Consider the following 25,781-nt stretch of genomic DNA (forward strand, 5'->3'; position numbering starts at 1 on the left):
ATAACTCAAATAAAGGTAATAAAAAAAGAAGCAATTTTTATTGCTTCTTACTATGACTAATGACAGTTTATCATTTAAATATCCGCTACAGAATTCAGCATTTTCTGTTCCCAAGCCGGATCTTTCGGATCAAAGAACAGTCTTTTTCCGGTATCTAAAGAACGGACAACATTCATTTCATCTTCTGGCAGTTCAAAATCAAAAACATTGAAGTTTTCCTCAATTCTTGAAGGCGTGACAGATTTTGGGATCACACAGAAACCTTCCTGCAGATGCCATCTCAAAATTACCTGAGCAACTGTTTTACTATATTTCTCAGCAATAGCTTTCAGTTCTGAATTATCCAATAATCCTGCATTTCCATTTCCAAGCGGGCTCCAAGGCTGTGTAACGATATTATTTTCTCTGTCGTACACCTGAAGTTCTTTTTGCTGGAAAAGAGGATGCAGCTCAATTTGATTAATTACCGGAAGAACCGTAGAATTGGCTTTTAATTCCTCCATTTTTTCAACAGGGAAATTACAAACTCCGATTGCTTTTATTTTGCCTTCATGATACAATTCTTCCATTGCTTTCCATGCACCGGTAAAATCTCCGTAAGGCCAGTGAATAAGATATAAATCCAGATATTCCAGTTGTAATCTGTCTAATGTTCTCTGAAAAGCACTTTTTGCCTTATCATAAGCAATATCCTGAACCCAAAGTTTTGAAGTTACAAACAGCTCATCTCTGTTTACTTCGCAGTTTTTAATCGCGTTTCCAACCGCTGTTTCATTAAGATAAATGGAAGCTGTATCAATCATCCTATATCCCACTTCGACAGCTTTGATCACAGCATTTTCACATTCTTTCAAATCTTCCATCTGCCACACCCCAAAGCCTAAAGCCGGAATATCTACTCCATTATTTAACGTAATTACAGGTTGTCCTGTGTATATTTTTTGTGCCATAATTCTTGGTTTATTTTTTCAATTAGAGTCAAACAAATTTGCGATAAAATTTTGAAATTCCCGGCTACCATTTTTACTTGTTTTTAAATATTTACTTTTGTAAAAACTTAAAATTATGATCCACCAAATCAGATTAGCAACTTCAGAAGATTATCCAAGAATCATGGAAGTATGGGAATCGGCAGTGAGAGCAACCCATGATTTTCTTTCGGAAGAGGACCTTCAGCATTTCAAAGAAATCATACCAAAAGAATATTTACCTAATCTTAAAGTCTATTTAATTACCGAAAATAACGAAGTTCAAGGATTTGCATCTGTTGCAGAAGTAAATTTGGAAATGCTTTTCATTCATGATGAGGCCCGCGGAAAAGGTTTCGGAAGAACATTATATCAGTCTATGAAAGACAAAACCGGACTGACAAAAGTGGATGTCAATGAACAAAATCCACAGGCAATCGGTTTTTATGAAAAAATGGGATTCAAAGCAACCGGAAGATCTGAGAAAGACGGGTCCGGAAAAGACTATCCTATTATTCATATGAGTTTGTGATAAGTATTATTGACAATCCTCTACGTTTGTCATTCCGTAGGAATCCAAGCTATTAATTAGAAAAAGCAGCTTAGATTCCACGCTTCAATTCGTTTCGCTCTGAATGACAAAAGCACAGATAAAAAATTAAACCGTCAAAGCTTCTTCTTTACTCATCATTTTTCTGAACAAGCCTTTAATATGATCAATTTCGTCCTGATAATTGGTCTTTTTTCTGCATCCGAAATACAATGTATTTTCCAGTTTCTTTTCTCCTTCCCAGATTAATTTTACTTCACCGCTCTCAATTTCATTTTTACATAAAAAATCGGGAACGACTGCCAATCCTGTTCCTCCTTTCAGGCAACGGATGATAGAATTCAGATTCGGAACAATATAATTGGGACGAAAATTCGGTTTGTGTCCAAAATTCAGAATCCAGAACTGAAAAAGGTGTTCCATATCGCCTGTTGTTCCGTACCATTTTTCCTGTTTTAGCCATTCTTCGATATGTTCAGCACCTTTAGTTTTCACTACTTCATTAAAGCTTTCTGTATCTACATTTTTTCCACCTACCAAAATAATCTGCTCTGAGGAAAATGCTTCATGTAAAATATTAGGAGAAGTTCCTCTTTTGGGAGTAATAATTAAATCTAAAATCCCTTTATCCAACTGTTCCAACATCTCCGGATATTCTCCAAAACTAATGATTAAATTAAAAGGTAAAGTCGAAACGTATTGTTCCAAAGTCGTCTGAAAGGTCTCAAAACACATTCCTACACTTATCGTTGGAGTATGCTTTTCGGTAGATTTCTGAAAGTTTTTTTCAACATCTTCTAATTTTGCCAAAGGTTCAGAAACAGCATTGAATAAAACCTTTCCTCTTTCCGTAGGAATCATTTTCCGTCCGGTTCTGTCGAATAATTTATATCCGACATAGGATTCCAGAGAGCTCAAATGCAGGCTCACTCCGGGTTGCGAAATAAACAGGGAATCTGCAGCTCCCGTTAAAGTCCCGGTTTTATAAATCGCTTTAAAAGTTCGGTACCATTCTAAATTCACCATGGCTTAAAGTATTATTATTCTTATGCAAAATTAATGAATAATCAGATTAATAATATTAAATATGATTGAATGTATCAATTATGAATTTTGTTTCATGCAGAAATTATTAAAGTTATTGTCATCAGATTAACTATCATTTTTATAATACTTAACTATAAATTATATTATTTTTATTATACAATAGACCATCCTAACTTTGCATCATAAAATTTAAACAATCATAAAACAATGAAAAAAGTATTAATCATTAACGGTGGACAAAACTTCGGACATTCTGGAGGAAAATATAATCAGACAATTGCAGAAAACACATTGGAAGTTCTGAAAAACTTTGAAAATGTAGAAGTGAAAATCACCAATGTAAGCGAAAATTACGATAAAAATGAAGAGGTAGAGAAATTTGTTTGGGCAGATTATATTATTTATCATACTCCGATCTGGTGGTTTCAATTGCCAAATGGTTTGAAAAAATATATTGATGAAGTGTTCACAGCAGGTCATGCTAAAGGAATTTATATGAGTGACGGAAGAACGGCCGACAATCCGAAAATCAACTACGGAACAGGTGGAATGCTGAAAGGCAGAAAATATATGCTGACAACAAGCTGGAATGCTCCTGAAACCGCTTTTACTCTTCCAGGAGAATTTTTTAACGAAACAAGTGTAGATAACGGACCATTATTTGGATTCCACAGAATGAACGCTTTTGTTTCATTAGAAAAAATGGAAAGCTTTCACTTTCATGATGTGGAGAAGAATGCCAATATTGAACGTGATATGAAGTTGTACAGAGAACATCTTACTACAGTTTTTGAAAAAGAATTAAAACCACAATTAGTCTAATGAAAATTTATCTTACAGCCGTTATAAAATCAAAAGAAGAGCACAGAGCGGAAGTTTTGGAAGTTCTTCAGAATATGGTAAAAGAAACCGTAAAAGAGGAAGCTAATGAATTGTACACGCTTCATCAGGGAATTGAAGATAAAAACCAATTTGTTTTCTATGAAATCTGGAAAAGTGAAGAAGGTTTAGCACAACACAATCAACAACCGTATATTCAGGCTTTCGGAGCTTTGGTTGATGAAAAATTGCAGGAAAAACCACAGATTATTCTAACTCATCTTATTTAAAATTTAAACCATTAAGGAAATTTAGGTATTAAGATTCATTAAGCAAAGCTTTGGATTTTACTATCTATTTTTAAGGAGAGCTAAATCTTAATAGTCTAAACCTCTAAAAAAACTTAATGGTTAAATTTAAAAGATCAAATCAGCATTTATGAAAAAATTAGCATTGCTCATCCTTTCTATTTTCACCATAGGATTCATTCAGGCACAAACCAAAAAATCTAAAAATATGAAAAAGAAAATTTTATTTGTTGTTACCAGTCATGACAAAAAAGGGGATACAGGTCAGGAAACAGGATATTATCTTGGTGAAGTTTCTCATCCCTGGGAAGTTCTTCACAAAGCAGGATATGAAATTGATTTTGTAAGTCCGAAAGGCGGAACTCCTCCTGTTGACGGATTTGATTTGAAAGATCCTGTAAACAAAGAATTCTGGGAAAATAAAGAATACAAAAACAAGATCGATCATTCTTTGCAGCCTTATCAGGTAAATCCGGATAACTACTCTACTATCTTTTATGCAGGAGGACATGGTGCGATGTGGGATTTTGCAGACAACACAGAACTTGCTTCCATCGCATCAAAAATCTATGAAAACGGAGGAATTGTAGCCGCAGTTTGTCATGGACCTGCTGGTTTGGTGAATATCAAACTGAACAACGGTAAGTATTTAGTTGACGGTAAAAAAATCAATGCCTTTACCAATGAAGAGGAATCTGAAGTAAAATTGACCAATGTCGTTCCTTTCCTTTTGGAAGATAAACTGAAAGAAAGAGGAGCCAAATTTGAGAAATCAGGACTTTGGCAGAATCATGTAGTGAAGGATCAACGAGTGATTACAGGACAAAATCCTCAGTCTGCAAAAAGTGTTGGTAAAGCTATTTTAAAAGAACTAAAAAAATAAAATCATTAATTTTTTTAGCTAAATCGTTTGAAATTGTCAGTTAGTATAATGACTTCTCCTGTCTTTCTGAACGGAGCAAAGCGAAGTGAAGAATCTCTAATAAAAAAGCCTAGATTCTTCCTTCGTCAGAATGACAAAACTGAGAATATTTTCAATCATTTTAAAGTTAAAAACCTTTATATACAATCAAAATTAAGATAAGAAATGGAATATAGAAAATTAGGAAACACTGATCTGGAACTTTCAGTGATTACTCACGGAGCGTTTGCCATCGGTGGAAATATGTGGGGAGGAAATGAAAAACAAGATTCCATACATTCAATCCACGCTTCTTTAGATCACGGAGTTACTTCAATTGATACCGCACCTTTTTATGGTTTCGGACTGAGCGAAGAAATGATTGGAGAAGCAATTAAAGGAAAAGACCGTTCGAAAATTCAGTTATTGACAAAATTCGGATTGGTTTGGGATGGAAGCAATAACGGCAAAGGAGAATTTTTCTTCGATGCAGAGGACGATGGAAAAAAAATCCCTGTGTATAAATTCGCGTCAAAAGAAAATATCATCAAAGAAGTTGAAGAAAGCTTAAAAAGACTGGGAACAGATTATATCGATCTTTTACAGTTGCACTGGCCGGATTCTACAACACCGATCAGCGAAACAATGGAAGCCTTAGAAATACTGATTCAGCAAGGGAAGATCAGAACTGCAGGAGTAAGCAATTATTCTGTTGAACAGATGGAAGAAGCGAATAAAACCCTAAAATTAGCCAGCAATCAGGTTTCTTACAGTATGTTGAACCGTGCTATTGAAAATGATCTGGTTCCTTATTCTTTAGAAAACAATTCGGGAATTATCGTGTATAGCCCAATGGAAAGAGGGCTTTTAACTGGAAAATATTTCAAAGAAAGCCAACTGAAAGAAAACGATCACAGAAACGGATATTTTTCACAGTTTGATTTACATAAAGTGAAAAGTTTCTTAGATAAAATCGAACCGATTGCCCAGGAAAAAGGCACCACTCTTTCTCAGCTGGTCTTGAGATGGACAACTTTACAACCTGCCATCACAGTGGTTTTAGCGGGGGCAAGAAATGCTCAGCAAGCGATTGAAAATGCAAAAGCACTGTCATTTGATCTTTCTCAGGAAGAACTAAATTTTATCAATGCTGAATTAGCTCAGCTTTAATACATACACAGTTATCATTGCGAACGAAGTGAAGCAATCTCAAAATACATAAAAGCGTCTCTCAACATTGGGAGACGCTTTTTGTAAACACTTAATCTTAAAATAATTTATTTTTATTTTGCAATCGGCATATGCGTACTTATCGCAATTCTGTTCCATGAATTAATCGTGATAATCGCCATGATAATTTGAGCGATCTGATTTTCATCAAAAAGCTGTTTTGCTTTATAATACGTTTCTTCTGTTAATCCTTTTTGGCTGATCAGCGTAATTTCTTCGGTCATTGCCAAAAGTACCTGTTCTTCTTCTGTATACAATTCCAATGCTTCTCTCCATGCATTTAAAAGATAGATTCTCTGAGGAGTTTCCCCGTATTTCATGGCATCTTTTGTATGCATATCCAGACAGAAAGCACATCCGTTGATTTGTGAAGCTCTGATTTTTATTAATTCTTTTTGAATGTGGTTTAAAGAAATCGTCTGAAGATAACCTTCTAACCCTAACATTGCTTTGTAGGCGGCAGCATCTACGGTTGCCATATTAATTCTTGCGCTCATAATGATTTATATTTTGTTTGTTAAATTGTCTATCGTAAATGAATATTTCTCCTGAGCTGCTAATAAGAATGCAGCGGCACTTCCCACCCAGACTGAGTAATCCAAAGGCGCTTTTACACCTAAAGCGATGGTCATGGAAAAAGCGAAAATCAGTAACAGAAAACCCGCTCCATACGCTGCAATTCGGGTTTTAAATCCAAGAATAAGCATTAACGGAAAAAGGATTTCTAAAAAAGTGGCAGCATAAGCAGAAACAGTACCTAAACTTGCGGGAAGAAAAAAGGTAAGTTGTTGGGTGTACTTTTCAAAGTTTTCCCAGTTTCCCCAGGTTGAGTGTTCACCCCAAAAGCCGAATCTGTCTGCAACCGCAGAAAGCATCGTCACTGCAATGGCTACTCTTAAAAATAACTGTGAGAACTGAATATCGTTTTTGCCTGTCATTGTAATTGTTTTTATGAACAGGACAAAGTTGCGACTTCTACATCGTAAAAATCTTAAACTGGTTTAAGAACGTAATTTTGCTCTGATTTCACTTAAGTATTCTGGAGTAAAACCTAAAAACGAAGCAATTAAATATTGAGGAATTCTTTGAATAAACCAAGGATATTGCGTACTGAAATGCACATACAATTCTTCTCTGGTCATTTCATATAAATAACGGATCCTTCTTTCTGAAGCCGCATAAGCCCGCTGATAAATCATTCTGAAATAACGTTCCATCACCGGATGTTTTTTCAGTAACGTTTCCTGAGTCTGAAGATCAATCACTAAAATTGTAGAACGTTCCACAGCCTGAATACAAAAATCAGATTTCATTTGTCGTTCATAAGCAAAAGTATCAGTGATCCACCAGTTTTCAATGGCAAATTCTGTAGTTTGCTCTATTCCTTTTTCATTTACAAAAAACTTTCGAAGACAGCCTTTACCAACAAAATACATGGATTTACAAACTTCTCCGTTCAACATCAGATTTTGCTTTTTCTTCACTTCTAATTCCTGGAAAAATGAAAGAACCGAAGCAAATTCTTCATCAGTAATCGTAATGAATTTATCTAAATGTTGTTTGAAAGTATCCATTCTTGAAATTGTATAACCAAACTTAACTTTATTTTTTTAGTTTTACAATCACAAAATACTAATTCATGGAAATCGTAGCCAAAATTTTAATCGCAGTGGTAGCCATCGAGCATCTTTATATTCTATGGATGGAAATGTTTGCATGGGAAACCAAAGGAAAGGAAGTTTTTAAAAAAGCACTTCCTGCCGAAATGTTTAAACCCACTAAAGGTTTAGCAGCTAACCAGGGACTTTACAATGGTTTTTTAGCAGCCGGACTGATATGGTCTTTCCTGATTGAAGATCCGAAATGGCAAACCAATATTGCCCTATTTTTCTTAGGATGCGTTGCAATAGCTGGAATTTACGGTGCTGTTTCCGCAACGAAGAAGATCTTTTTTGTACAGGCTTTGCCGGCAATTTTAGCGATTGTTGCAGTTTTGCTGAAATAATATCAGATTTAAGATGAAGAACTCATCGACTCCTTAATTTTTTCCCGATGAATTAATCCCCAATTCACTAAAATTTCGGTCACAGGAAAAACAGATTTCCCATATTCTGTCACAGCATAGGTTACCATGATCGGTTTGGTATCCTGAATGGTTCTGGTAATTAATAAATTCATTTCCAGTTCTCTCAGTTCTTTGCTCAGCATTTTAGCAGAAATCCCTTCAATTCCTCTTTCCAGTTTTTTGAAATGGATCTGCTGATCAGTTCTATTGGTTAAATATCGCAAAATCATCAATTTCCATTTTCCACCCAACACATCCAGACTATCACGCATTGCGAATAATTCTTCCGTACAAGTTGCCTGTCTTTCTATTCCATTTTCAATAATTTTTGCCATAATAGTTACTTTAGGGTTACTAGTTACCAATCGTTAACTAGTAGCAAATATAAACTATTCCCAACCTACTTTTGCTCCATACATTGTAAACAAAATGAATAAAATCCCAAGAAGAATCGTAACAGGTATAAAAGATGGAAAATCTGTAATCATAGAAGACGAAACGGTAAAAAATGCAGTAGAACATTTTCCGGATTTAATCATTTCCGATATCTGGAACACGCAACAAATGCCTGTAAGTTTAGATTTTGAAACTCCAATTCCCAATACCGGATTTCCGCAAACTCCGAAAAACGGTACTTATTTCAGGTATGTCTCTATTCCACCGGATAAAGACTTAGGCGTTGAAGTAGAAGCAGGAAAATCTCATCCGATGATGCATCAGACACAAACCCTGGATTACATCATCATTCTTTCCGGAGAATTGTATTTAATCATGGAAGAAGGAGAAACTCTTCTGAAACCCGGAGACATTGTCATTCAAAGAGGAACCAATCATGCGTGGAGTAACCGTTCTGAAAAACCCTGCATTCAATTGGCTGTCCTGATCGACGCTGAAAAATAAGGGCAAAACTTCCCGCAGATTTCTTTTATGCAGTCTGTGGGAATTAAAATTTTAAAACTTTCTCAAGTTTACGTTTCATATCTTCCGGTTTAAACAGGCCTTCATGGTAATCAATCAAATTCTGATCTTTATCTAAAATAATCCACAACGGATATAGAGGCTGGTTTTTATTTTTTGACAAAGCTAAAGCCAGTTCATGAATCCCTGAATTTCCATTCGGTAAATAATTGAATTCTTTTCCCTGAAAACTGATCTTTTCTTTCATTTTTTCCGGGTCAAAATTGATCAGGTAAAAATTTTCATTGATAAGCTGAACTAGTTTTTTATCCTTATTTAACTGAAAAGATTCGATTTTACAAACTGAACACCAACTTGTATAGATATGAATAATTACGGGTTTCGGATTTTCTTTCTGCTGAATTTCCAATTCCGAAAAAGTGCCCGTTTTCATCTGTGAAGGACAAAAACATGGCACTAACATTAAAAATAAAAATATTGCTGAAAGTTTCACTTTATAATTTTTTACTATTAATTACTTCAGGAATAGTTTTTAAACGCAAAGTTTTAATTTTATCATATTTTAAAAAGTGAGCAAAGTTTAATCAACAAGTTGATTTGATAAAGCGGTTCATTCAAGCTTCGCGCAGCAAATTTATTTGCCTTTGCTTCCTAAAAATCATCATTTTTACTATAAAATCTTTGCGTTAAAAATATTCAACTTGATTTGATAAAACGTTCCGTTCCAGCTTCGTGCAGCAAATTTATTTGCCTTTGCTTTCTAAAAAATCATCCTTTTTACTATAAATCTTTGCGTTAAAAATATTCGACTTGATTTGATAAAACGCTCCGTTCCGGCTTCGCGCAGCAAATTTATTTGCCTTTGCTTCCTAAGAAATCATCATTTTCACTATAAAACCTTTGCGTTAAAAATCTTCAACACTTTAATTATTTCAAAGTATACTTCACCCCAAGAAATCCTCTGATCTTCCGCATCGGCGCATAACCATACGTTGTATCAAAAGTATAATGATAAGGATTACCAATTGGGTCATCCACATTTTTATCAAACGGATCAAACGGACGCATCAAAGGATCTTTCGGTGTGAAATTGAACAGATTTTTTATTCCGCCATACACCTCAAATCCCGATTTGAAACTCTTCGAAACCTGAATATTTGCCAAAGAATAAAACGGAGAATATTCTCGTCGGTAATCATTCGGTAAAACAGGCAGTCTCATCGGTCCGTAGAACTGTCCAGTAAAATCTATCGTTAGATTATTCCTGAATTTGTAACTTAAATTATAAGTACCACTCCATTTTGGAGCATGAAGCTGTTGGGATTTTTCATTTTCTCCATAAAATTTCTGATAAACATCCAAGTAAGTAACTCCCAAATTAACACTCAATGGAAAACTAAAGGTATAATCCACGTTCAAAGAAGCTCCTCTTGAAATTCCATAACCATGCAGATTATCATAAATAATTTTCTCAGGGTCTGTATCAAAATCACCAACAATTTTATTACTGAAATAAGTATAAAACGCAGAAGCATCCAGATTGATCAATTTATCTCCAACAGGAATTTTCCAGACGTAATTTAAATTACCGTTGATTGATTTTTCAGGTTTTAAATCCGATTTAATGACAACTTCACGTGAACCGGTCAATGCTGCATGATCTTCCGTAAACAAATTCACTACACGGAAACCCGTCCCAAAATTGAATCGCAACGTATGATAAGGATTCGGTGAAAACTTCCACGCAAAACGCGGTGAATGAACGGAATGATGAATTTTATCATAATCAAATCTATACCCTAATAACAAGGTATTCTTTTCATTAATTTCCCATTGATCCTGAATAAAAGCTCCAAAAATCGGTGATTTCATCGGCTCGTTTGTCAAACCGTCTGAAGAAAGTGTTCCCGGAGTATTATCATCATAATAGGTTTTCTTGAAAGTTGCGCCCACAATCAAATCATGTGGTCCCAGTTTTTTATCCCAATAGGTTTGTGCAAAAGCCACTTTCTGCGTTGCTACAAAAGGATTATTTCCATAGAAAGAATTCTGATCATGAAAATTGTAAGAGAACTGCGTAATAATATTTTCCTTCATTGGCCATTGATAAACCCCAAAAGCTTCTACTCTATTCGTATAAATACTTTCTCCATACACTTCATCACTTCCTCTATAAGATTTATTCCATTGCATTTCTCCGCCAAAACGGTCTTCATATAAATATCTCAAGGCAAAACTCGCCAACCGGTTTTCTTTTCGTTGGAAATTCCATTTATTAAAGACGGAAATTCTGTTCTGTAAAGCAGCATCCGTGAAATTATCTTTATTATAATCGAATCTTTTCTCGTAATTGAAATAATTTAAACTTAATAAGGAAGCGACATTTTTTCCAAAATTAAATTTCGTAGAAAGATCGAGATTATTTTCACTCCAAGTCGTTGTCATCAGATCAACACTTAATTTCGGAGCGGTCAAAGCATTTTTAGTAATAATATTAATAACGCCTCCCATGGCTTCAGAGCCGTAAATGGAAGAAGCTGGACCTTTTACCACTTCAATTCTATCAACTAAACTATTTGGAATTCCGCTCAATCCGTAAACTGTTGAAAGCGAACTTACAATCGGCATTCCGTCGATCAAAATCATCGTATAAGGACCTTCCAGTCCGTTGATGTGAATATCTCCCGTATTGCAAACCGAGCAGTTCAGCTGAGGTTTTACTCCATTGACCATAGAAATGGCCTCAAAAATACTTGGAGTCGGGTTTTTTTGGAAAAATTTTGAGGTATATATTTCTACCGCAACCGGACTTTTAGATTTACTGATCGGTTTGATCGTTCCGGTGATGACTACATCATCAATGTCTTTCGTCTTCATTTTTCTATCTGAAATTTTGACTGAATCCATTTTCTCTGATGGCTTTATAAGCAAACTATCAGCTTCTTGTGAAAAACAATATCCGGAAAAAAATAAGGCAGAAAGTAATATTCGCTTCATGAACTTGAAATTGTTAGACAAAGCTAACAATTATTTTTTAATTACAAAACTTAGCATAAAAAAGAATCTTAAATCGAATTCATGAAAAATTGTTAAATTTGAGAATCAACATATAAAAGTAAAATGAGATATCATCAGTCGGGAAATATCCCACAAAAAAGGCATACGATTTTCAAATCTCCTGAAGATAAGTTTTACTATGAACAGCTTTTCGGAACAGAAGGCTTTCATGGAATTTCTTCATTATTGTACCACATTCACCGTCCGACTCAGATTAAATCGATTGGTGAACCGAAAGATGTAGCACCGAAAATCGCAGTCGACAAAAACGTAACTCCAAGAATGTTTAAGGGAATGAATGTAACTCCTGAAGACGATTTTATGGACAGCCGTAAGTTTTTGATGGTAAACAATGACCTGAAAATGGGATTGTCTAAGCCAAGAAAATCGATGGATTATTTCTACAAAAACGCTGAATGTGATGAGCTTTTATACGCTCACAGTGGAAGCGGAATTTTGAAAACTTTTGTTGGGAATCTTGAATTTTCTGTGGGTGACTATTTAATCATTCCAAGAGGAACCATTTATCAGGTTGAATTACATTCTGATGATACGGTTTTCTTTGTGGTAGAAAGTCATTCTCCGATTTACACCCCGAAACGATACAGAAACGAGTTTGGACAATTACTAGAGCATTCTCCGTTCTGCGAAAGAGATATCATCACTCCTACTTTCGTTGAACCTAAAGACGAAAAAGGGGAATTTTTAATTAAAGTAAAAAAGGAAAATCAGATCACAGATTTCATCTATGCAACACATCCATTTGATGTGGTAGGTTGGGACGGATATTTTTACCCTTATAAATTCAATATCAAAAACTTCGAACCGATTACAGGAAGAATTCACCAACCGCCACCGGTTCACCAGACGTTTGAAGCACACAATTTTGTGGTTTGTTCGTTCTGTGCAAGAATGTACGATTACCACCCACAGGCAATTCCTGCACCGTACAATCATTCCAACATCGATTCTGATGAGGTTTTATTCTACACAGAAGGTGATTTCATGAGCCGTAACCATATTGACTTGATGGATTTTACGCTTCACCCGGGAGGAATCGTACATGGACCTCATCCTGGAGCGATGGAAAGAAGTATCGGTAAAAAATTCACGGAAGAATATGCGGTAATGGTTGACCCTTTCCGTCCGTTAAAAATTACAGAAGAAGCGTTAAAAGTAGAAGATCCTTCTTATAAAACTTCTTGGCTGGAGGAATAAAAAATTTCCTTTTTAAGAATGATAAAAAGAATTATGAAATAAATATAAAAGATGCCTTAAACGACTGTTTAAAGCATCTTTTTTTTGTAAATTTGTGAGATTAGGATTAACATTTTTTATCATCCTTTATTTTATACTACAACATGGAATAAATGGGTGGATAAAATCAAATAAAGAGTAAATGTTAGAAAGAATCAGACTAGAAAGTCTACACAAGAAAGTAACCACAGTAGAAAATGCCGTCAATATCATTAAAGATGGCATGGTAGTAGGATCCAGCGGTTTTACAAAAGCCGGAGACAGCAAAGCCATTCTAGCCGCACTGGCTGAAAAAGGCAAAACTGAAGATCTTAAAATAACATTAATGACCGGAGCCTCTTTAGGACACGGCACAGACGGAAAGCTTGCAGAAGCCAACGTCCTAAAAAAAAGGATGCCGTTTCAGGTAGATCCGATTCTCAGAAATAAGATCAACAAAGGGGAAATCCTATTCATTGATCAGCATTTAAGTGAAAGTGCAGAACTTCTTCACACCAAAAATTTACAGAATATTGATGTTGCCGTTATTGAAGCTGCCTATATCGAAAGAGACGGAAGCATTGTTCCGACAACATCTGTAGGAAATTCGGTAACTTTTGCTGCTTTGGCTAAAAAGGTAATTATCGAGATTAATACAGAAGTTCCAGAAGAAGTATACGGAATCCACGATATTTATCAGGCAGAAGATTATCCTTACAGAAATGTAATTCCAATCGTTGCTCCCTGGAACAAAATCGGAAGAAAAAGTATTCCGGTAGATCCTGAGAAAATTGAAGCAATTGTTTTCACCAATCTTAAAGACAGTCCGGCTGATATTGCTGAACCGGATGCAAAAACAACTGCTATCGCAAAACATATTATTGATTTCTTTGAAAATGAAGTTCGTTTAGGCAGACTTACAGACAGACTTCTTCCTCTTCAGGCAGGAATCGGGAAAGTGGCCAATGCGGTTCTTACGGGATTTAAAGACAGTAATTTTTACGATTTAACGATGTTTTCAGAAGTATTGCAAGACAGTACTTTTGACCTGATTGATGCAGGAAAACTAAGCTTTGCCTCTGCATCTTCTGTAACGGTTTCAAAAGACTGCTACGATCGCGTGTTTGGAAATCTTAGCAAATACAGAGAGAAATTTGTTTTAAGACCTCAAAATATCTCCAATACTCCGGGATTAATCAGAAGACTGGGTATAATTGCCATCAATACGGCTATTGAATTTGATATTTACGGAAATGTAAACTCTACTCATATCGGAGGAACAAAAATCATGAACGGAATCGGTGGTTCAGGTGATTTTGCCAGAAATGCTTACTTAAGTATTTTCGTAACTCAGGCAGCCTCTAAGGAAAATAAAATTTCACACGTTCTCCCAATGGTTTCTCATACAGATCACACGGAGCATGATGTTGATATTCTGGTTACCGATATAGGGTTAGCCGATTTGAGAGGATTAGCTCCGAGAGAAAGAGCTCAGAAAATCATTGATAATTGTGTTCATCCGGATTATAAAGAAGAATTACAGTCTTATTTCGACCGTGCCTGCGAAAGAGGAGGACACACTCCTCACCTTCTGGAAGAATCTTTCAGCTGGCATTTAAGGTTTTCAGAAACCGGAAACATGAAGAAGGAAACAGCCACAGAAGTTTTAAATTAATTCGTTTAAAATATCATATAAAAGACTAGGTGTAATACACTTAGTCTTTTTTTGTTTTCAGGCTTTTTATTAATACTATTAAACATGATAAAAGTCTCCTGATCACTTCATAAAATTTGGACATAATAAAAATGATATGAATTATCTTTGAAAAAAGCGTATTTTTTAATTCAGAATAAATTAACCAACCTCATCATAAAATATTACCATTATGTACAACTATATAAGTGCCGAAGAAGCTGTATATACCGTAAAAAGCGGAAACAGGGTATTTTTTCACGGAAGTGCATGTACTCCCAATTATTTGATTGACGAACTGGCAAGACAGTCTCACCGTCTTTCTAATGTAGAAATGGTTTCCATTACCCAGCAGGGAAATGTAGAAATCGCAAAACCACAATATAAAGACAGTTTTTTTGTGAATTCTCTTTTCGTTTCAACACCGGTTCGTGATGCAGTGAACTCCGACAGAGGAGATTTTGTTCCTGTTTTTTTAAGTGAAATTCCTATTTTATTCAGAAAAAAGATTCTACCGCTTGATGTAGCTTTAATTACAGTTTCTCCTCCTGATAAACATGGCTTTTGTACATTGGGAACGTCTGTTGACATCGCAAGAGCTGCAGTAGATACTGCAAAAACGATTGTAGCTATCGTCAATCCGTTGATGCCAAGAACTCACGGTGACGGAATGATTCATATCAGCAGAATTCATAAACTTGTTTGGCATGAAGAGGAACTTCCAACAGTAGATTACGGTTCAAAAGTGGGACCCGAAGAAATGGAAGTCGGAAAAAATGTTGCCGCATTAATTGAGGACAGATCTACCCTTCAAATGGGAATCGGAACCATTCCTGATGCAGTTTTAAAATGTCTTGGAAATCATAAAGATTTAGGAATTCATACTGAAATGCTGAGTGACGGAGTGATTGATTTAATTCAAAATGATGTCATCAATAACAAATACAAAGGGTATAATGATAACAAAACAATCACCAGTTTCTGTTTCGGAACAAGAAAACTGTACGATTATGTGGATGACAATACTGTTTTCTCATTTGATGATGTAAGTACAGTCAATTTTCCAATCAACATCATGAAAAATAAAAAAATGGTTGCTATCAATTCAGCCATTGAAATAGATCTTACAGGTCAGGTTTGTGCAGATTCTATAGGAACTATGCAGTATAGCGGAATCGGCGGACAAATGGATTTTATGAGAGGCGCAGCATTAAGCGAAGACGGAAAACCCATCATTGCCATCACTTCGAGAACAAAAAAGGGAATTTCCAGAATCGTTCCTTATCTGAAACAGGGAGCGGGAGTCGTTACCACTAGAGGTCACATTCATTATGTGGTTACGGAATACGGAACGGCTTATTTATATGGAAAAAACTTACGTCAAAGAGCTCAGGAATTGATCAGCATTGCTCATCCTGATGACAGAGAAATGTTGGAAAAAGCAGCATACGAAAGATTTAAGCATTAATTTATTTTAGCAAAATATCACAGAAAGCTACACATTAAAGGTTTAACTTTTTGCGCTTTATTTACCCCTAAATATTTTATTAAAACTTTAACTAACGGTTGTTTGCATCAATTTTAAATATTTCAGGGAAATTCGTAATTTGCAAGCTATAAATAAAAGTAAAAATAGAAAATATGTCAACACTTACATTTGCCGAAAAAATTGCTCAAGCAGAGAATTTTTTGCCAATTAATGGTACAGATTACATTGAGTTTTATGTAGGAAATGCAAAACAGGCTGCTCATTATTACAAAACCGCTTTTGGTTTCCAGTCTGTAGCCTACGCAGGTCCTGAAACAGGAGTAAGAGATCGTGCTTCTTATGTTCTACAACAGGGAAAAATCAGATTGATTCTTACCACTGGTCTTAAATCTGATTCACCAATCAACGAGCACGTAAAAAAACATGGTGATGGGGTGAAAATTTTGGCACTTTGGGTAGATGATGCCTATAAAGCTTTTGAAGAAACTACAAAAAGAGGCGGAAAACCATATTTGGAGCCTGTTACTCTTACAGATGAGCATGGTGAAGTAAGAATGTCCGGAATTTATACTTACGGAGAAACGGTTCACATGTTTGTTGAAAGAAAAAACTATACAGGTCCTTTCATGCCTGGTTATGAAAAATGGGAAAGTGCTTACAACCCTGAAGACGCAGGATTACTGTATGTAGACCATTGTGTAGGAAACGTAGATTGGGACAGAATGCTTCCAACGGTTGAATGGTACGAAAAAGTAATGGGATTTGTGAATATTCTTTCTTTTGATGACAAACAAATCAACACAGAATATTCTGCTTTGATGTCTAAAGTAATGTCAAACGGAAACGGATTTGCAAAATTCCCTATCAACGAACCTGCAGAAGGTAAAAAGAAATCTCAGGTAGAAGAATACCTTGATTTCTATGAAGGAGAAGGAGTACAGCACATTGCGGTTGCAACAAAAGATATCATCCATACGGTAACTGAATTGAAAAAACGTGGTGTAGAATTCCTTTCTGCTCCACCAGAAGCTTATTACGATATGGTTCCTGAAAGAGTGGGCCACATTGATGAAGATCTTAAAAAACTTCAGGATCTGGGAATTCTTATCGACCATGATGAAGAAGGATATTTACTACAGATCTTTACTAAACCTGTAGAAGACCGTCCTACTCTATTCTTTGAAATCATTGAAAGACATGGAGCTCAGAGTTTCGGTGCCGGTAACTTTAAAGCATTATTCGAAGCTTTAGAGAGAGAGCAGGAAAGAAGAGGAAATCTTTAATTTTAAATACAATATCAAGTTTTGTCAGGATTTTATCTTGGCAAAACTTTTTTATAAAACACCTTATATGAAAAAAATTCTCATCGGTATTTCATTACTCACAACTTTGGTATGTGTAAAGGCACAATACGGAACGGCAAACGAAATTCTTAACCAGCTTGAAGAAAGAAAAGGTATTAATCAAAACCTGGGAAACGTAAGTATTGACAACAAAAAATTTGTTTTCATTAAAGACGCAGAAGATCACACAGAAAGAGATTTTATTGTGATCAAGGGAAACAAAGTTACCTACGTAGAAGTCTTCGATGATAAAGCAACGGGAGAAAGCAGCTCCAATGTTTTTTCCGGAGATATCGTCAGAAGCAGGAAGAATATCATTTCCTTACGCGCAGATATGCTGGAAAACCAGAAAGTTCCGATCCCGGTTACAAAAACCCTCCTGCTGACAAAGCAAAAAGAGATTCTGTACCTTATTGACGTCAATACCAAAGACCGATGGATCGATGAAGAATCTTATTCAAAAAAATAATAACCCGGAATTTGGAGAGCTTTATTCTTCAATTCTTATTTAATCCTAAACTTATGAAATCATTTGTAGAATATTCGTCAAATTCAGACTTCTCTATCCATAACATCCCTTTCGGTGTGGCAGTATTCAATAAAGAATATATTGGCTGCTGTACAAGAATCGGAGATCAGGTTATTGACCTAGCAACATTATATGATCTTGGTTATTTCGAAGAGATCGAAGGTCTTGATGATAATATCTTTGAAGCCTATACCATCAACGAATTCATTGAACTTGGAAAACCCATCACCAATGCTGTTCGTTTGAAAATTCAGGAATTATTATTGGAAGGTTCAGCCTTATCAAAAGACCAGAAAACAATTGAAGAGGCGTTCTATGACTTGGATAAAGTAAAAATGATGATGCCGGTTCACATTCCGAACTATACCGATTTTTACAGCAGCATAGAACATGCAACAAACGTTGGAAAAATGTTCAGAGATCCTGCAAATGCTTTGTTACCTAACTGGAAACATCTTCCTGTAGGCTATCACGGTAGAGCTTCTTCTATTGTTGTTTCAGGAACTGAAATCAATCGTCCAAAAGGTCAGATGAAACCTGCAGATGTAGAGAAACCAGTTTTCGGACCTTGTAAGCAATTGGATTTCGAATTGGAAATGGCGTTCATCATCAACAAAAATACGGAGATGGGTGAAAGTATATCTACACAACAGGCTGAAGATGCTATTTTCGGAATGGTAGTTTTCAACGACTGGTCTGCAAGAGATATCCAGTCTTGGGAATATGTTCCACTAGGACCATTTTTAGCTAAAAATTTCGGTTCGTCAATCTCTCCGTGGGTAGTTACTCTAGAAGCTTTAGAACCATTCAGAACGACTTCTCCAACTCAGGATCCTGAAGTTCTGGATTATCTGAAATTTGAAGGGGATAAAAATTACGACATCAATTTAGAAGTTTATCTACAACCTGAAAATGGTGACCAAAATTTAATTTCTGAAAGCAATTACAAGTTCATGTACTGGAACATGACACAGCAATTAGCTCATCATACAGTAAACGGTTGTAATGTAGAAGTTGGGGATTTATATGCAAGTGGAACTATTTCCGGAACCGATCCAAAATCTTTCGGTTCTATGCTTGAATTAACATGGAGAGGGCAAAACCCAATTCAGTTAAGCAACGGACAAGAAAGAAAGTTCATCGATGATAATGATACGGTAACTATGAAAGCTTGGGCCGAAAAAGACGGTGTAAGAGTTGGTTTCGGTGAAGTAAGTGGTAAAATTATTCCTGCAATTTAGATTTTAACCTTTTAGAAATATTTTTAACACATAAGTCACAAAGAAAATTCCCTTTTCTCACATTAGAAAAGAACATATTAGTTTGAAAATCTATAGATTTTCATTTAATTGAGTATAAATACAATTATGGAACTTACTAAAAAATACATCAATGAACTTACTTATAAAATAATTGGTGCATGCATAGAAGTTCATAAAATTGTAGGTCCAGGTCTTTATGAAGATATCTATCATAAATGTTTGGAAAGAGAATTTAATTTGCTTGGTATAAAATATAAAAGTGAGCTTGAAATTCCGCTTATTTATAAAGATGTAAAAATTGATTGTAAAGTTAAATGTGATTTTTTAATTGAAAATGTGATCGTTTTAGAAATAAAGTCTGTAACAGAATTTCACAATATTCATAGAGCACAAACCATGAACTATATGAATTTGTTGAAAGTTCCAAAATCTATACTTGTCAATTTTAATGTTTATAATTTATATCATGAAGGAACTGAAACATTTGTAAATAAAGACTTTGAAAAACTCCCATAAATGAAAATCTATAGATTTTCAAACTAATATGCTCTAAAATAATTTTCAAGTATTTAAATTTAAAGCTAATGTGACTCATGTGTTAAAAGAATTAATGTAATAATGAAAACACTTATCCCATCCGAAATAACTCCGGTACAACTACAGACTGTAATGCAAACTGCCGTTTCACCACGACCGATTGCATTGGCTTCTACAGTTGATAAAAATGGCGAGATCAATCTGTCTCCGTTCAGTTTTTTCAATATGTTCAGTACGGTTCCTCCGATTTTGATTTTTTCACCTTCGAGAAGAGTACGTGACAATACAACGAAACATACGTTAGAAAATGTTTTGGAAGTTCCTGAAGTCGTAATCGGTACGGTTAATTTCCCAATTGTTCAGCAGATTTCTTTGGCTTCCACAGAATACGGTGACGGTGTAAATGAATTTATCAAATCCGGCTTAACGATGAAGGATGCTGATTTGGTGAAACCTAAACTGATTGAAGAATGTCCCGTAAACTTTGAATGTAAGGTTTTAGAGGTGAAATCTTTGGGCGATCAGGGTGGTGCTGGAAATCTAGTCATTTGTGAAGTTCAGAAAATTCATATCAGAGAAGAATACCTGAATGAAGAAGGAAATCTTGACCAGAAAAAACTGGATATGGTTGCGCGTTTAGGCGGAAACTGGTATTCCAGAAATAATGAGAACAATCTTTTTGAAGTTCCAAAGCCATTGGTTACCAAAGGAATTGGCTTTGATCTTCTTCCCAATGAAATAAAACTAAGTAAGATTTTCACAGGAAATGACCTAGGAATGCTTGCCAATGTTGAGGTTTTACCTGTAGGAGATTATCATTCCGACGAAAGAGTTCATCAGGATGCCCAGAAATTTTTGCTTGAAAGTAAAATTGAAGAAGCCTGGAAAATTTTAATTAAATAATACTGTTTACATATTATTTAACAGACAATAAACATAAAAGGAGTGAAAATTTTCACTCCTTTTTATTTTAAGTATAAACATTTAGTAACAACATTTATATCTTCCATTAGCATCTATAACTTCAGTCCCTAAATAAGGCGGTGCACAAGGAGGTACAACACATCTGCCTTGTCCATCACCGATATAATCACTGAAACAACCACTCAGCTGACATAGATTTTTATCTCCACCTGCAATTTGCTTTTGAGCTTCTCTGCTTAGCTTCTGAGCGTTCTTTAAATTTGAATTTTTCATAGTAATTTGAATTTTAGTGTTATTAATATTTTTCACTAATATATGAAAAATTACAAAAACACACACTGAAATTCAATAAATTAAAAGCTAATTTCACATTTTTAATTTCATAAATTCAATAGATTTCTCCACCACTGTATTCAAATCTTTTGGCAATTCATTTACCTCCCAAGGTTCTTTTGCTCCAAATGTATGGTTGGCTCCGTCGATTAAAAATAATTCTGAAAGTGGATTTAAAATATGAAGATGTTCTGCATTTTTTACACTCACACTCTCATCATTGGTTCCGTGAATGATTAACATATGTGCTTTTGCCATTTCGGTTGCTCTTTCTACATCAAAACGGATCTCATTCTCTTCAAAATCTTCGTAAAACTGATAATAATGAGGCATTTCCTGTTTAGTTCTTCCGTTGATCACATAAAAAACACCTGCTTTTTCCCACTTCTCAAAGGCTTCATTTTTAGGAAACCGATCTAATGTATCAACACTTGCCAATGTTATCAGTCCATTAATTCTTTCATCTTCAAAAGTTTTAATGATAGAAATCCCACCTCCTCTGCTATGACCCATCAAAATTATTTTTTGATCATCTACTTTTTCATGTTGAGCAAAATAATCGATCACTACTCCTAAGTCTGAAAGTTCTTTAGAATAATTATTATTTCCGAATGCTTCCAGATCAGCAAAATTGTGAGGATCCTCTACCGTAGTTCCGTTATGGGAAAAATTAAATTTAACAAAGAAAAATCCAGCCTCTGCAAATTTTTCTGCCATTATATTCCAGGCTCCCCAGTCTTTATAACCTTTATATCCGTGAACAAAGATCACTAAAGGCAATTTTGTACCTGATTCAGGATAAAAGGCATCAGCAAGAAAAGTTACTGTTTCCGGGTTATGTAGTTGTATATTAATTTCTTTTACTAATTCCATAAAATAAAGAGGTTTTGTTTAATATCTTTTTAAATTTGTACGAATCACTTTTAACGAAATATATGAAAAAAACTTTACTTCTTTTATTATTAACCTCATTATCATTCGTATTTGGGCAGACTAGCAAAAAAGTCTTTTTTGTAGGAAACAGCTATACTGAATATAATGATCTTCCTGCTTTAATCAGCAGTATTGCGACTTCAGCGGGAGATATTTTAACCTACCAAAGCCATACTCCGGGCGGATCAACTTTACAAGATCACGCAAATAATCAAAATGTAATTTCAAAGATCAGTCTGGGAAATTGGGATTATGTCGTTCTGCAGGAACAGAGTCAGCTTCCTTCTTTTCCATTATCCCAAGTACAAACTGATGTTTTCCCATTTGCGCAACAGCTTTCTGCATTGGTAAACAATCAAAATCCCTGCGGAAATGTAATTTTTTATATGACTTGGGGCAGAAAATTCGGCGATCAGTCCAATTGTTCCTCTCTTCCTTACATCTGTACGTACGAAGGAATGGATGATAAATTGTATGAAAGGTATATGCAAATGGCTACAGACAATGAAAGCATGGTTTCTCCGGTAGGGAAAGTATGGAGAACTCTCAGAACGCAATATCCTTCTTTAGAACTTTATTCATCAGATGAGTCTCATCCTTCTTATCTGGGTTCTATGGCTGCAGCGTATACTTTTTATACAGTTATTTTTAAAAAGGATCCCACCTTGGTAACCTTTAACGGAAATCTTTCGGCAAACGAAGCGAATATCCTTAAAAACACAGTAAAAAATATAGTTTTTGATCATATGGATACTTGGTTGATTACTGCAAATGATGTTCACAGCCAGTTTTCATTTACGTTTCCAAGTGCTCAAACCGTTCAGTTTACCAATCAGAGCCAGAGTGCAACCTCCTATTTATGGAGCTTTGGAGACGGAACAACTTCTGCATTAGAAAATCCTCAACATTATTATAATATTCCCGGAAATTATACGGTAAGTCTGACTACGAATGCATGCGGAGGCAATTCTACCAAGACAAAATTTCTTACTATAAATAATTTAAGCACTACTGAAAATTCAAAAAACACCGTCCATATCTATCCGAATCCGACAAGCAATTTTATCAATGTAACGACCGATTCAAAATTCGTTCTGATTTCTTTACAGGATATTAGCGGAAGAATCATTACTCCTGATTGGAAAAAAACGGAATCAGGTTATCGTATTTCTCTGCAACATTTACCTGGTGGAATTTACCTTTTACACTATAAGATTGATGAAAAGGAGTATAGTCAGAAAATTATCAAAAAATAGCCTTATTTTTGCTGCATGTTGGATTTAAGAACGGTTACCGTAATGCGATATATTCTGCCGCTTCGGGAGGGAGGTTCTCTTCCTGCTCTGGCAGAAGCTGATGATGATTTTAAATATGTTTTAAAATTCCGTGGCGCCGGTCATGGAGTTAAAATGCTGATCTCAGAATTATTGGGAGGAAAAATCACAGAAGTCTTAGGATTAAAAATTCCTGAACTTGCTTTTGTCAATCTCGATGTCGATTTTGGAAGAACAGAAGCTGATGAAGAGATTCAGGATCTATTGAAGTTTTCAGAAGGATTAAATCTGGGATTGCATTATCTTTCTGGTTCTATCGCTTATGATCCAAGTGTGAAAGTCGATCCTCTTCTTGCTTCAAAAATTGTTTGGCTGGATGCATTTATCACCAATATCGACCGTACATTCAGAAATACCAATCTTTTGATGTGGCACAAAGAATTATGGGTGATTGATAATGGAGCTTCCTTCTATTTTCATCATTCCTGGCAGAATTTTGATACGGCAGCAAAGACTCCGTTTAAATATGTGAAAGACCATGTTTTGCTTCCACAGGCAACGAAACTTGATGAAGCAGATAAGTTTGCAAAAGAAGTACTGAATGATGCTGTTTTCAGAGAAATCGTCAACTTAATTCCTGAAGACTGGTTACATTGGGATGATGCAGACGAAACACCAGAGGAAATTCGTGACATCTATTTCAACTTCCTGAAGACCCGATTAGAAAATTCTGAAATCTTTTTAAACGAAGCCAAAAATGCAAGAGGATAAAATATACGAATACGCAGTCATACGCTTGGTTCCGAAGGTTGAAAGAGAAGAGTTTTTCAATATAGGCTTGGTGATGTTTTCTAAAAAAGAAAAATTCATCAAAGTAGCGTTTTATTTATGTCCTGATAAATTCAGATATATGCACAGCAAACTGGATTATGATGATATCATTCAAAATCTTGAAAGTTTTCAGAAAATAGCCAACGGAGACAAAAACGGAGGACCAATTGCCCAGCTTGAAATTCCTGAGCGTTTCCGGTGGTTGACAGCAGTAAGAAGCTCGGTTGTTCAGACTTCAAGACCTCATCCGGGAAAATCTAAAGATCTTGAAAAAACGTTTGGTAAACTTTTTGAAGAGTTAGTAAAATAACCACCTCTTAAAAAGTTACTCTATGAAATCATTGAATCACAATACAATCTACAGGTTTATATCAAACCTGTTTTTTATTGCATTTTTGGGAGTATTCAGTTTGGGCTTTTCTCAAAATCAAATTGAAAAACAAACACAGAAAAGTATTCTTTTGCCTGAAAAAGCGAAGGTCTATGAAAACATAGCTTACAAAAGCAATAATGAAAAACCTATCCTTTTAGACATTTATGCCCCTAAAAACAGTTCTTCTGAGAAACTTCCGGTTTTAATTTACGTTCATGGCGGAGGTTGGGTAACCGGAGACAAAACGATTCATGCAGATTCCTATATAGAAAATACTATTCTAAAACTTGTAGAAAAAAACTATGCTGTTATTAGTATTGAATACACTTTGGTCAGCGAAACGGTTCATTTTCCTTTACCTATTCAGGATACCAAAGATGCGATACGATGGGTAAGAAAAAATGCAGACCAATATAATTTTGATACGAACAACATCGGCATTTTCGGAGCTTCGGCGGGTTCTCATCTTGCTATGTTGGCAGCTTATACCAACGATAATGAATTTGTCGGAAATCCTGAGCTTTCCGGATATTCTGCGAAAGTCAATTATGTAGTCAATAATTTCGGACCTACGGATATGAATAAACTTCTGCATACCCGAGCAGGAAAAATCCCTGTATTCTTTATTAATTTATTTGCCAAAAATATCGTAGAATTAAGATCTAAAATTGTCCTTGGAATTTCCGGCTATGACATCAAAAAAGATAAACGAAAAGTTGTTGAATATTTCAAAACTATTTCTCCCGTTTCCTATGTAAATAACGCAGTTCCTACTTTAATTCTTCAGGGGAATAAAGATAAAATAGTTCCGATGCAACAGTCTAAAAAATTAAATAAAGAGCTTGAAAAAGAAAATATTGCCAGTACGCTTACGATTGTAGAAGATGGCACACATGGCTTTGGAACCACTGATAAAGCCTATCTTGAAAAGCTTTCTGATGAAATGGTGGATTTCATTGTTGCGCACAAAAAATAGTTCCGGAAATCTGTTTAAACTAATATTAAAATAAACCACAAAAGGCACAAAAGCTATTATCAGATATTAAAAGTTATCAAAAGAATAAAAATCAAAGATTTTTAAAAAGTTGTGCATTCTTTTTTTTCATTTTAATGATACACTTTAAATATAATATATAAATCTTTTGTGGTTAAATAAAAGTG

Annotated in this window: 29 protein-coding genes; 19 read left to right on the forward strand and 10 right to left on the reverse strand. The window is 35.2% G+C overall.

Annotated elements, in window-relative coordinates:
- Positions 1–74: 74 nt before the first annotated feature.
- Positions 75–950, reverse strand: a complete 876-nt coding sequence (locus JI747_RS14995) for an aldo/keto reductase (RefSeq protein ID WP_225689702.1) — start codon at positions 948–950, stop codon at positions 75–77.
- Between the two features lie 115 nt (positions 951–1,065).
- On the opposite strand from JI747_RS14995, the gene JI747_RS15000 reads away from it, so the two are divergent.
- A complete protein-coding gene (locus tag JI747_RS15000; RefSeq protein ID WP_225689703.1) occupies positions 1,066–1,500 on the forward strand; it encodes a GNAT family N-acetyltransferase in 435 nt (144 codons plus the stop codon).
- 126 nt (positions 1,501–1,626) lie between these two features.
- Here the strand turns inward: JI747_RS15000 and JI747_RS15005 are convergent, their stop codons facing one another.
- Entirely contained in the window at positions 1,627–2,544 is a 918-nt protein-coding gene (locus tag JI747_RS15005) for a LysR family transcriptional regulator (protein WP_225689704.1), read from the reverse strand.
- 228 nt (positions 2,545–2,772) lie between these two features.
- Here JI747_RS15005 and JI747_RS15010 point away from each other — a divergent pair, with 228 nt between their 5' ends.
- From JI747_RS15010 to JI747_RS15025, 4 genes are all read left to right on the forward strand, one after another.
- The gene (locus JI747_RS15010; protein ID WP_225689705.1) at positions 2,773–3,387 is read left to right on the forward strand and encodes an NAD(P)H-dependent oxidoreductase; all 615 of its coding nucleotides are present in this window, start codon (positions 2,773–2,775) and stop codon (positions 3,385–3,387) included.
- The gene (locus tag JI747_RS15015; RefSeq protein WP_225689706.1) at positions 3,387–3,674 is read left to right on the forward strand and encodes a putative quinol monooxygenase; all 288 of its coding nucleotides are present in this window, start codon (positions 3,387–3,389) and stop codon (positions 3,672–3,674) included. Before JI747_RS15010 ends, JI747_RS15015 begins: the two co-directional genes overlap by 1 nt.
- 148 nt (positions 3,675–3,822) lie before the next feature.
- On the forward strand, positions 3,823–4,575 hold the full coding sequence (locus tag JI747_RS15020) for a type 1 glutamine amidotransferase domain-containing protein (protein ID WP_225689707.1): 753 nt from the start codon (positions 3,823–3,825) through the stop codon (positions 4,573–4,575).
- A 204-nt stretch (positions 4,576–4,779) separates the two neighbouring features.
- Positions 4,780–5,763, forward strand: coding sequence for an aldo/keto reductase (locus tag JI747_RS15025; protein ID WP_225689708.1), 984 nt, complete (start codon positions 4,780–4,782; stop codon positions 5,761–5,763).
- Between the two features lie 113 nt (positions 5,764–5,876).
- On the opposite strand, the gene JI747_RS15030 is transcribed toward JI747_RS15025, so the two are convergent.
- The 3 genes from JI747_RS15030 to JI747_RS15040 form a co-directional block, all read right to left on the reverse strand.
- On the reverse strand, positions 5,877–6,320 hold the full coding sequence (locus JI747_RS15030) for a carboxymuconolactone decarboxylase family protein (RefSeq protein ID WP_225689709.1): 444 nt from the start codon (positions 6,318–6,320) through the stop codon (positions 5,877–5,879).
- Positions 6,321–6,326: 6 nt separating this feature from the next.
- Positions 6,327–6,761: a DoxX family protein gene (locus tag JI747_RS15035; protein ID WP_225689710.1), complete on the reverse strand. Its 435-nt coding sequence runs from the start codon at positions 6,759–6,761 to the stop codon at positions 6,327–6,329.
- 63 nt (positions 6,762–6,824) lie between these two features.
- Entirely contained in the window at positions 6,825–7,397 is a 573-nt protein-coding gene (locus tag JI747_RS15040; RefSeq protein WP_225689711.1) for a Crp/Fnr family transcriptional regulator, read from the reverse strand.
- A gap of 65 nt (positions 7,398–7,462) precedes the next feature.
- On the opposite strand from JI747_RS15040, the gene JI747_RS15045 reads away from it, so the two are divergent.
- Positions 7,463–7,828, forward strand: a complete 366-nt coding sequence (locus JI747_RS15045) for a DUF1304 domain-containing protein (RefSeq protein WP_225689712.1) — start codon at positions 7,463–7,465, stop codon at positions 7,826–7,828.
- A gap of 8 nt (positions 7,829–7,836) precedes the next feature.
- On the opposite strand, the gene JI747_RS15050 is transcribed toward JI747_RS15045, so the two are convergent.
- Positions 7,837–8,223: a winged helix-turn-helix transcriptional regulator gene (locus JI747_RS15050; protein ID WP_225689713.1), complete on the reverse strand. Its 387-nt coding sequence runs from the start codon at positions 8,221–8,223 to the stop codon at positions 7,837–7,839.
- 94 nt (positions 8,224–8,317) lie between these two features.
- Between JI747_RS15050 and JI747_RS15055 the strand changes: the two genes are divergently transcribed.
- Positions 8,318–8,788, forward strand: a complete 471-nt coding sequence (locus JI747_RS15055; protein WP_225689714.1) for a cupin domain-containing protein — start codon at positions 8,318–8,320, stop codon at positions 8,786–8,788.
- Positions 8,789–8,831: 43 nt separating this feature from the next.
- On the opposite strand, the gene JI747_RS15060 is transcribed toward JI747_RS15055, so the two are convergent.
- Positions 8,832–9,239, reverse strand: a complete 408-nt coding sequence (locus JI747_RS15060) for a thioredoxin family protein (protein WP_225689715.1) — start codon at positions 9,237–9,239, stop codon at positions 8,832–8,834.
- A gap of 494 nt (positions 9,240–9,733) precedes the next feature.
- On the reverse strand, positions 9,734–11,803 hold the full coding sequence (locus JI747_RS15065; RefSeq protein WP_394371155.1) for a TonB-dependent receptor plug domain-containing protein: 2,070 nt from the start codon (positions 11,801–11,803) through the stop codon (positions 9,734–9,736).
- Between the two features lie 123 nt (positions 11,804–11,926).
- On the opposite strand from JI747_RS15065, the gene JI747_RS15070 reads away from it, so the two are divergent.
- The 8 genes from JI747_RS15070 to JI747_RS15105 all read left to right on the forward strand — a co-directional run bounded on the left by JI747_RS15070 (position 11,927) and on the right by JI747_RS15105 (position 20,855).
- Positions 11,927–13,081, forward strand: a complete 1,155-nt coding sequence (locus tag JI747_RS15070; RefSeq protein WP_225689717.1) for a homogentisate 1,2-dioxygenase — start codon at positions 11,927–11,929, stop codon at positions 13,079–13,081.
- A gap of 181 nt (positions 13,082–13,262) precedes the next feature.
- Positions 13,263–14,774 (forward strand): succinate CoA transferase, encoded by a 1,512-nt coding sequence (locus JI747_RS15075; RefSeq protein ID WP_225689718.1) that lies wholly within the window; start codon positions 13,263–13,265, stop codon positions 14,772–14,774.
- 211 nt (positions 14,775–14,985) lie between these two features.
- A complete protein-coding gene (locus JI747_RS15080) occupies positions 14,986–16,260 on the forward strand; it encodes an acetyl-CoA hydrolase/transferase family protein (RefSeq protein WP_225689719.1) in 1,275 nt (424 codons plus the stop codon).
- Positions 16,261–16,433: 173 nt separating this feature from the next.
- Positions 16,434–17,564 (forward strand): 4-hydroxyphenylpyruvate dioxygenase, encoded by a 1,131-nt coding sequence (hppD, locus tag JI747_RS15085; protein WP_225689720.1) that lies wholly within the window; start codon positions 16,434–16,436, stop codon positions 17,562–17,564.
- A 67-nt stretch (positions 17,565–17,631) separates the two neighbouring features.
- Positions 17,632–18,093 carry a hypothetical protein gene (locus tag JI747_RS15090; protein WP_225689721.1) on the forward strand — a complete coding sequence of 154 codons (462 nt, stop codon included), beginning with the start codon at positions 17,632–17,634 and terminating at the stop codon, positions 18,091–18,093.
- Positions 18,094–18,146: 53 nt separating this feature from the next.
- Positions 18,147–19,394 carry a fumarylacetoacetase gene (gene fahA / locus JI747_RS15095; protein WP_225689722.1) on the forward strand — a complete coding sequence of 416 codons (1,248 nt, stop codon included), beginning with the start codon at positions 18,147–18,149 and terminating at the stop codon, positions 19,392–19,394.
- 126 nt (positions 19,395–19,520) lie between these two features.
- Positions 19,521–19,931 carry a GxxExxY protein gene (locus JI747_RS15100; RefSeq protein ID WP_225689723.1) on the forward strand — a complete coding sequence of 137 codons (411 nt, stop codon included), beginning with the start codon at positions 19,521–19,523 and terminating at the stop codon, positions 19,929–19,931.
- 102 nt (positions 19,932–20,033) lie between these two features.
- Positions 20,034–20,855 carry a flavin reductase family protein gene (locus JI747_RS15105; protein WP_225689724.1) on the forward strand — a complete coding sequence of 274 codons (822 nt, stop codon included), beginning with the start codon at positions 20,034–20,036 and terminating at the stop codon, positions 20,853–20,855.
- 81 nt (positions 20,856–20,936) lie between these two features.
- Here the strand turns inward: JI747_RS15105 and JI747_RS15110 are convergent, their stop codons facing one another.
- Both JI747_RS15110 and JI747_RS15115 read right to left on the reverse strand, forming a co-directional pair.
- A complete protein-coding gene (locus tag JI747_RS15110) occupies positions 20,937–21,149 on the reverse strand; it encodes a hypothetical protein (protein ID WP_225689725.1) in 213 nt (70 codons plus the stop codon).
- Between the two features lie 93 nt (positions 21,150–21,242).
- Positions 21,243–22,082, reverse strand: coding sequence for an alpha/beta hydrolase family protein (locus JI747_RS15115; protein ID WP_225689726.1), 840 nt, complete (start codon positions 22,080–22,082; stop codon positions 21,243–21,245).
- Positions 22,083–22,144: 62 nt separating this feature from the next.
- Here JI747_RS15115 and JI747_RS20430 point away from each other — a divergent pair, with 62 nt between their 5' ends.
- Genes JI747_RS20430 through JI747_RS15140 form a run of 4 tightly spaced genes read left to right on the forward strand, consistent with a single transcriptional unit; the run spans position 22,145 to position 25,596 of the window.
- Positions 22,145–23,398, forward strand: coding sequence for a PKD domain-containing protein (locus JI747_RS20430; protein ID WP_317197628.1), 1,254 nt, complete (start codon positions 22,145–22,147; stop codon positions 23,396–23,398).
- A 15-nt stretch (positions 23,399–23,413) separates the two neighbouring features.
- Entirely contained in the window at positions 23,414–24,187 is a 774-nt protein-coding gene (locus tag JI747_RS15130; protein WP_225689727.1) for a HipA family kinase, read from the forward strand.
- Positions 24,174–24,557, forward strand: coding sequence for a DUF3037 domain-containing protein (locus JI747_RS15135; RefSeq protein ID WP_225689728.1), 384 nt, complete (start codon positions 24,174–24,176; stop codon positions 24,555–24,557). The genes JI747_RS15130 and JI747_RS15135 overlap by 14 nt, the downstream gene beginning before the upstream one ends.
- Before the next feature lie 22 nt (positions 24,558–24,579).
- Positions 24,580–25,596 (forward strand): alpha/beta hydrolase, encoded by a 1,017-nt coding sequence (locus JI747_RS15140; protein ID WP_225689729.1) that lies wholly within the window; start codon positions 24,580–24,582, stop codon positions 25,594–25,596.
- Positions 25,597–25,781: the final 185 nt, after the last annotated feature.

This window comes from Chryseobacterium tagetis (genome assembly GCF_016735585.2).
GTDB classification, from domain to species: Bacteria; Bacteroidota; Bacteroidia; order Flavobacteriales; family Weeksellaceae; genus Chryseobacterium; species Chryseobacterium tagetis.

What these genes read in the sequence shown, in the direction of transcription:
- JI747_RS15035 (WP_225689710.1), bottom strand. Translation starts at nt 6,761, where the DNA reads ATGACAGGCAAAAACGATATTCAGTTCTCACAGTTATTTTTAAGAGTA.
- JI747_RS15030 (WP_225689709.1), bottom strand. Translation starts at nt 6,320, where the DNA reads ATGAGCGCAAGAATTAATATGGCAACCGTAGATGCTGCCGCCTACAAA.
- JI747_RS14995 (WP_225689702.1), bottom strand. Translation starts at nt 950, where the DNA reads ATGGCACAAAAAATATACACAGGACAACCTGTAATTACGTTAAATAAT.
- JI747_RS15110 (WP_225689725.1), bottom strand. Translation starts at nt 21,149, where the DNA reads ATGAAAAATTCAAATTTAAAGAACGCTCAGAAGCTAAGCAGAGAAGCT.
- JI747_RS15105 (WP_225689724.1), top strand. Translation starts at nt 20,034, where the DNA reads ATGAAAACACTTATCCCATCCGAAATAACTCCGGTACAACTACAGACT.
- JI747_RS15140 (WP_225689729.1), top strand. Translation starts at nt 24,580, where the DNA reads ATGAAATCATTGAATCACAATACAATCTACAGGTTTATATCAAACCTG.
- JI747_RS15000 (WP_225689703.1), top strand. Translation starts at nt 1,066, where the DNA reads ATGATCCACCAAATCAGATTAGCAACTTCAGAAGATTATCCAAGAATC.
- hppD (WP_225689720.1), top strand. Translation starts at nt 16,434, where the DNA reads ATGTCAACACTTACATTTGCCGAAAAAATTGCTCAAGCAGAGAATTTT.
- JI747_RS15015 (WP_225689706.1), top strand. Translation starts at nt 3,387, where the DNA reads ATGAAAATTTATCTTACAGCCGTTATAAAATCAAAAGAAGAGCACAGA.
- JI747_RS15005 (WP_225689704.1), bottom strand. Translation starts at nt 2,544, where the DNA reads ATGGTGAATTTAGAATGGTACCGAACTTTTAAAGCGATTTATAAAACC.
- JI747_RS15075 (WP_225689718.1), top strand. Translation starts at nt 13,263, where the DNA reads ATGTTAGAAAGAATCAGACTAGAAAGTCTACACAAGAAAGTAACCACA.
- JI747_RS15070 (WP_225689717.1), top strand. Translation starts at nt 11,927, where the DNA reads ATGAGATATCATCAGTCGGGAAATATCCCACAAAAAAGGCATACGATT.
- JI747_RS15080 (WP_225689719.1), top strand. Translation starts at nt 14,986, where the DNA reads ATGTACAACTATATAAGTGCCGAAGAAGCTGTATATACCGTAAAAAGC.
- JI747_RS15100 (WP_225689723.1), top strand. Translation starts at nt 19,521, where the DNA reads ATGGAACTTACTAAAAAATACATCAATGAACTTACTTATAAAATAATT.
- JI747_RS15130 (WP_225689727.1), top strand. Translation starts at nt 23,414, where the DNA reads ATGTTGGATTTAAGAACGGTTACCGTAATGCGATATATTCTGCCGCTT.
- JI747_RS15055 (WP_225689714.1), top strand. Translation starts at nt 8,318, where the DNA reads ATGAATAAAATCCCAAGAAGAATCGTAACAGGTATAAAAGATGGAAAA.
- JI747_RS15040 (WP_225689711.1), bottom strand. Translation starts at nt 7,397, where the DNA reads ATGGATACTTTCAAACAACATTTAGATAAATTCATTACGATTACTGAT.
- JI747_RS15050 (WP_225689713.1), bottom strand. Translation starts at nt 8,223, where the DNA reads ATGGCAAAAATTATTGAAAATGGAATAGAAAGACAGGCAACTTGTACG.
- JI747_RS15020 (WP_225689707.1), top strand. Translation starts at nt 3,823, where the DNA reads ATGAAAAAATTAGCATTGCTCATCCTTTCTATTTTCACCATAGGATTC.
- JI747_RS15060 (WP_225689715.1), bottom strand. Translation starts at nt 9,239, where the DNA reads ATGAAAACGGGCACTTTTTCGGAATTGGAAATTCAGCAGAAAGAAAAT.
- JI747_RS15010 (WP_225689705.1), top strand. Translation starts at nt 2,773, where the DNA reads ATGAAAAAAGTATTAATCATTAACGGTGGACAAAACTTCGGACATTCT.
- JI747_RS15045 (WP_225689712.1), top strand. Translation starts at nt 7,463, where the DNA reads ATGGAAATCGTAGCCAAAATTTTAATCGCAGTGGTAGCCATCGAGCAT.
- fahA (WP_225689722.1), top strand. Translation starts at nt 18,147, where the DNA reads ATGAAATCATTTGTAGAATATTCGTCAAATTCAGACTTCTCTATCCAT.
- JI747_RS15025 (WP_225689708.1), top strand. Translation starts at nt 4,780, where the DNA reads ATGGAATATAGAAAATTAGGAAACACTGATCTGGAACTTTCAGTGATT.
- JI747_RS15065 (WP_394371155.1), bottom strand. Translation starts at nt 11,803, where the DNA reads ATGAAGCGAATATTACTTTCTGCCTTATTTTTTTCCGGATATTGTTTT.
- JI747_RS15090 (WP_225689721.1), top strand. Translation starts at nt 17,632, where the DNA reads ATGAAAAAAATTCTCATCGGTATTTCATTACTCACAACTTTGGTATGT.
- JI747_RS15135 (WP_225689728.1), top strand. Translation starts at nt 24,174, where the DNA reads ATGCAAGAGGATAAAATATACGAATACGCAGTCATACGCTTGGTTCCG.
- JI747_RS20430 (WP_317197628.1), top strand. Translation starts at nt 22,145, where the DNA reads ATGAAAAAAACTTTACTTCTTTTATTATTAACCTCATTATCATTCGTA.
- JI747_RS15115 (WP_225689726.1), bottom strand. Translation starts at nt 22,082, where the DNA reads ATGGAATTAGTAAAAGAAATTAATATACAACTACATAACCCGGAAACA.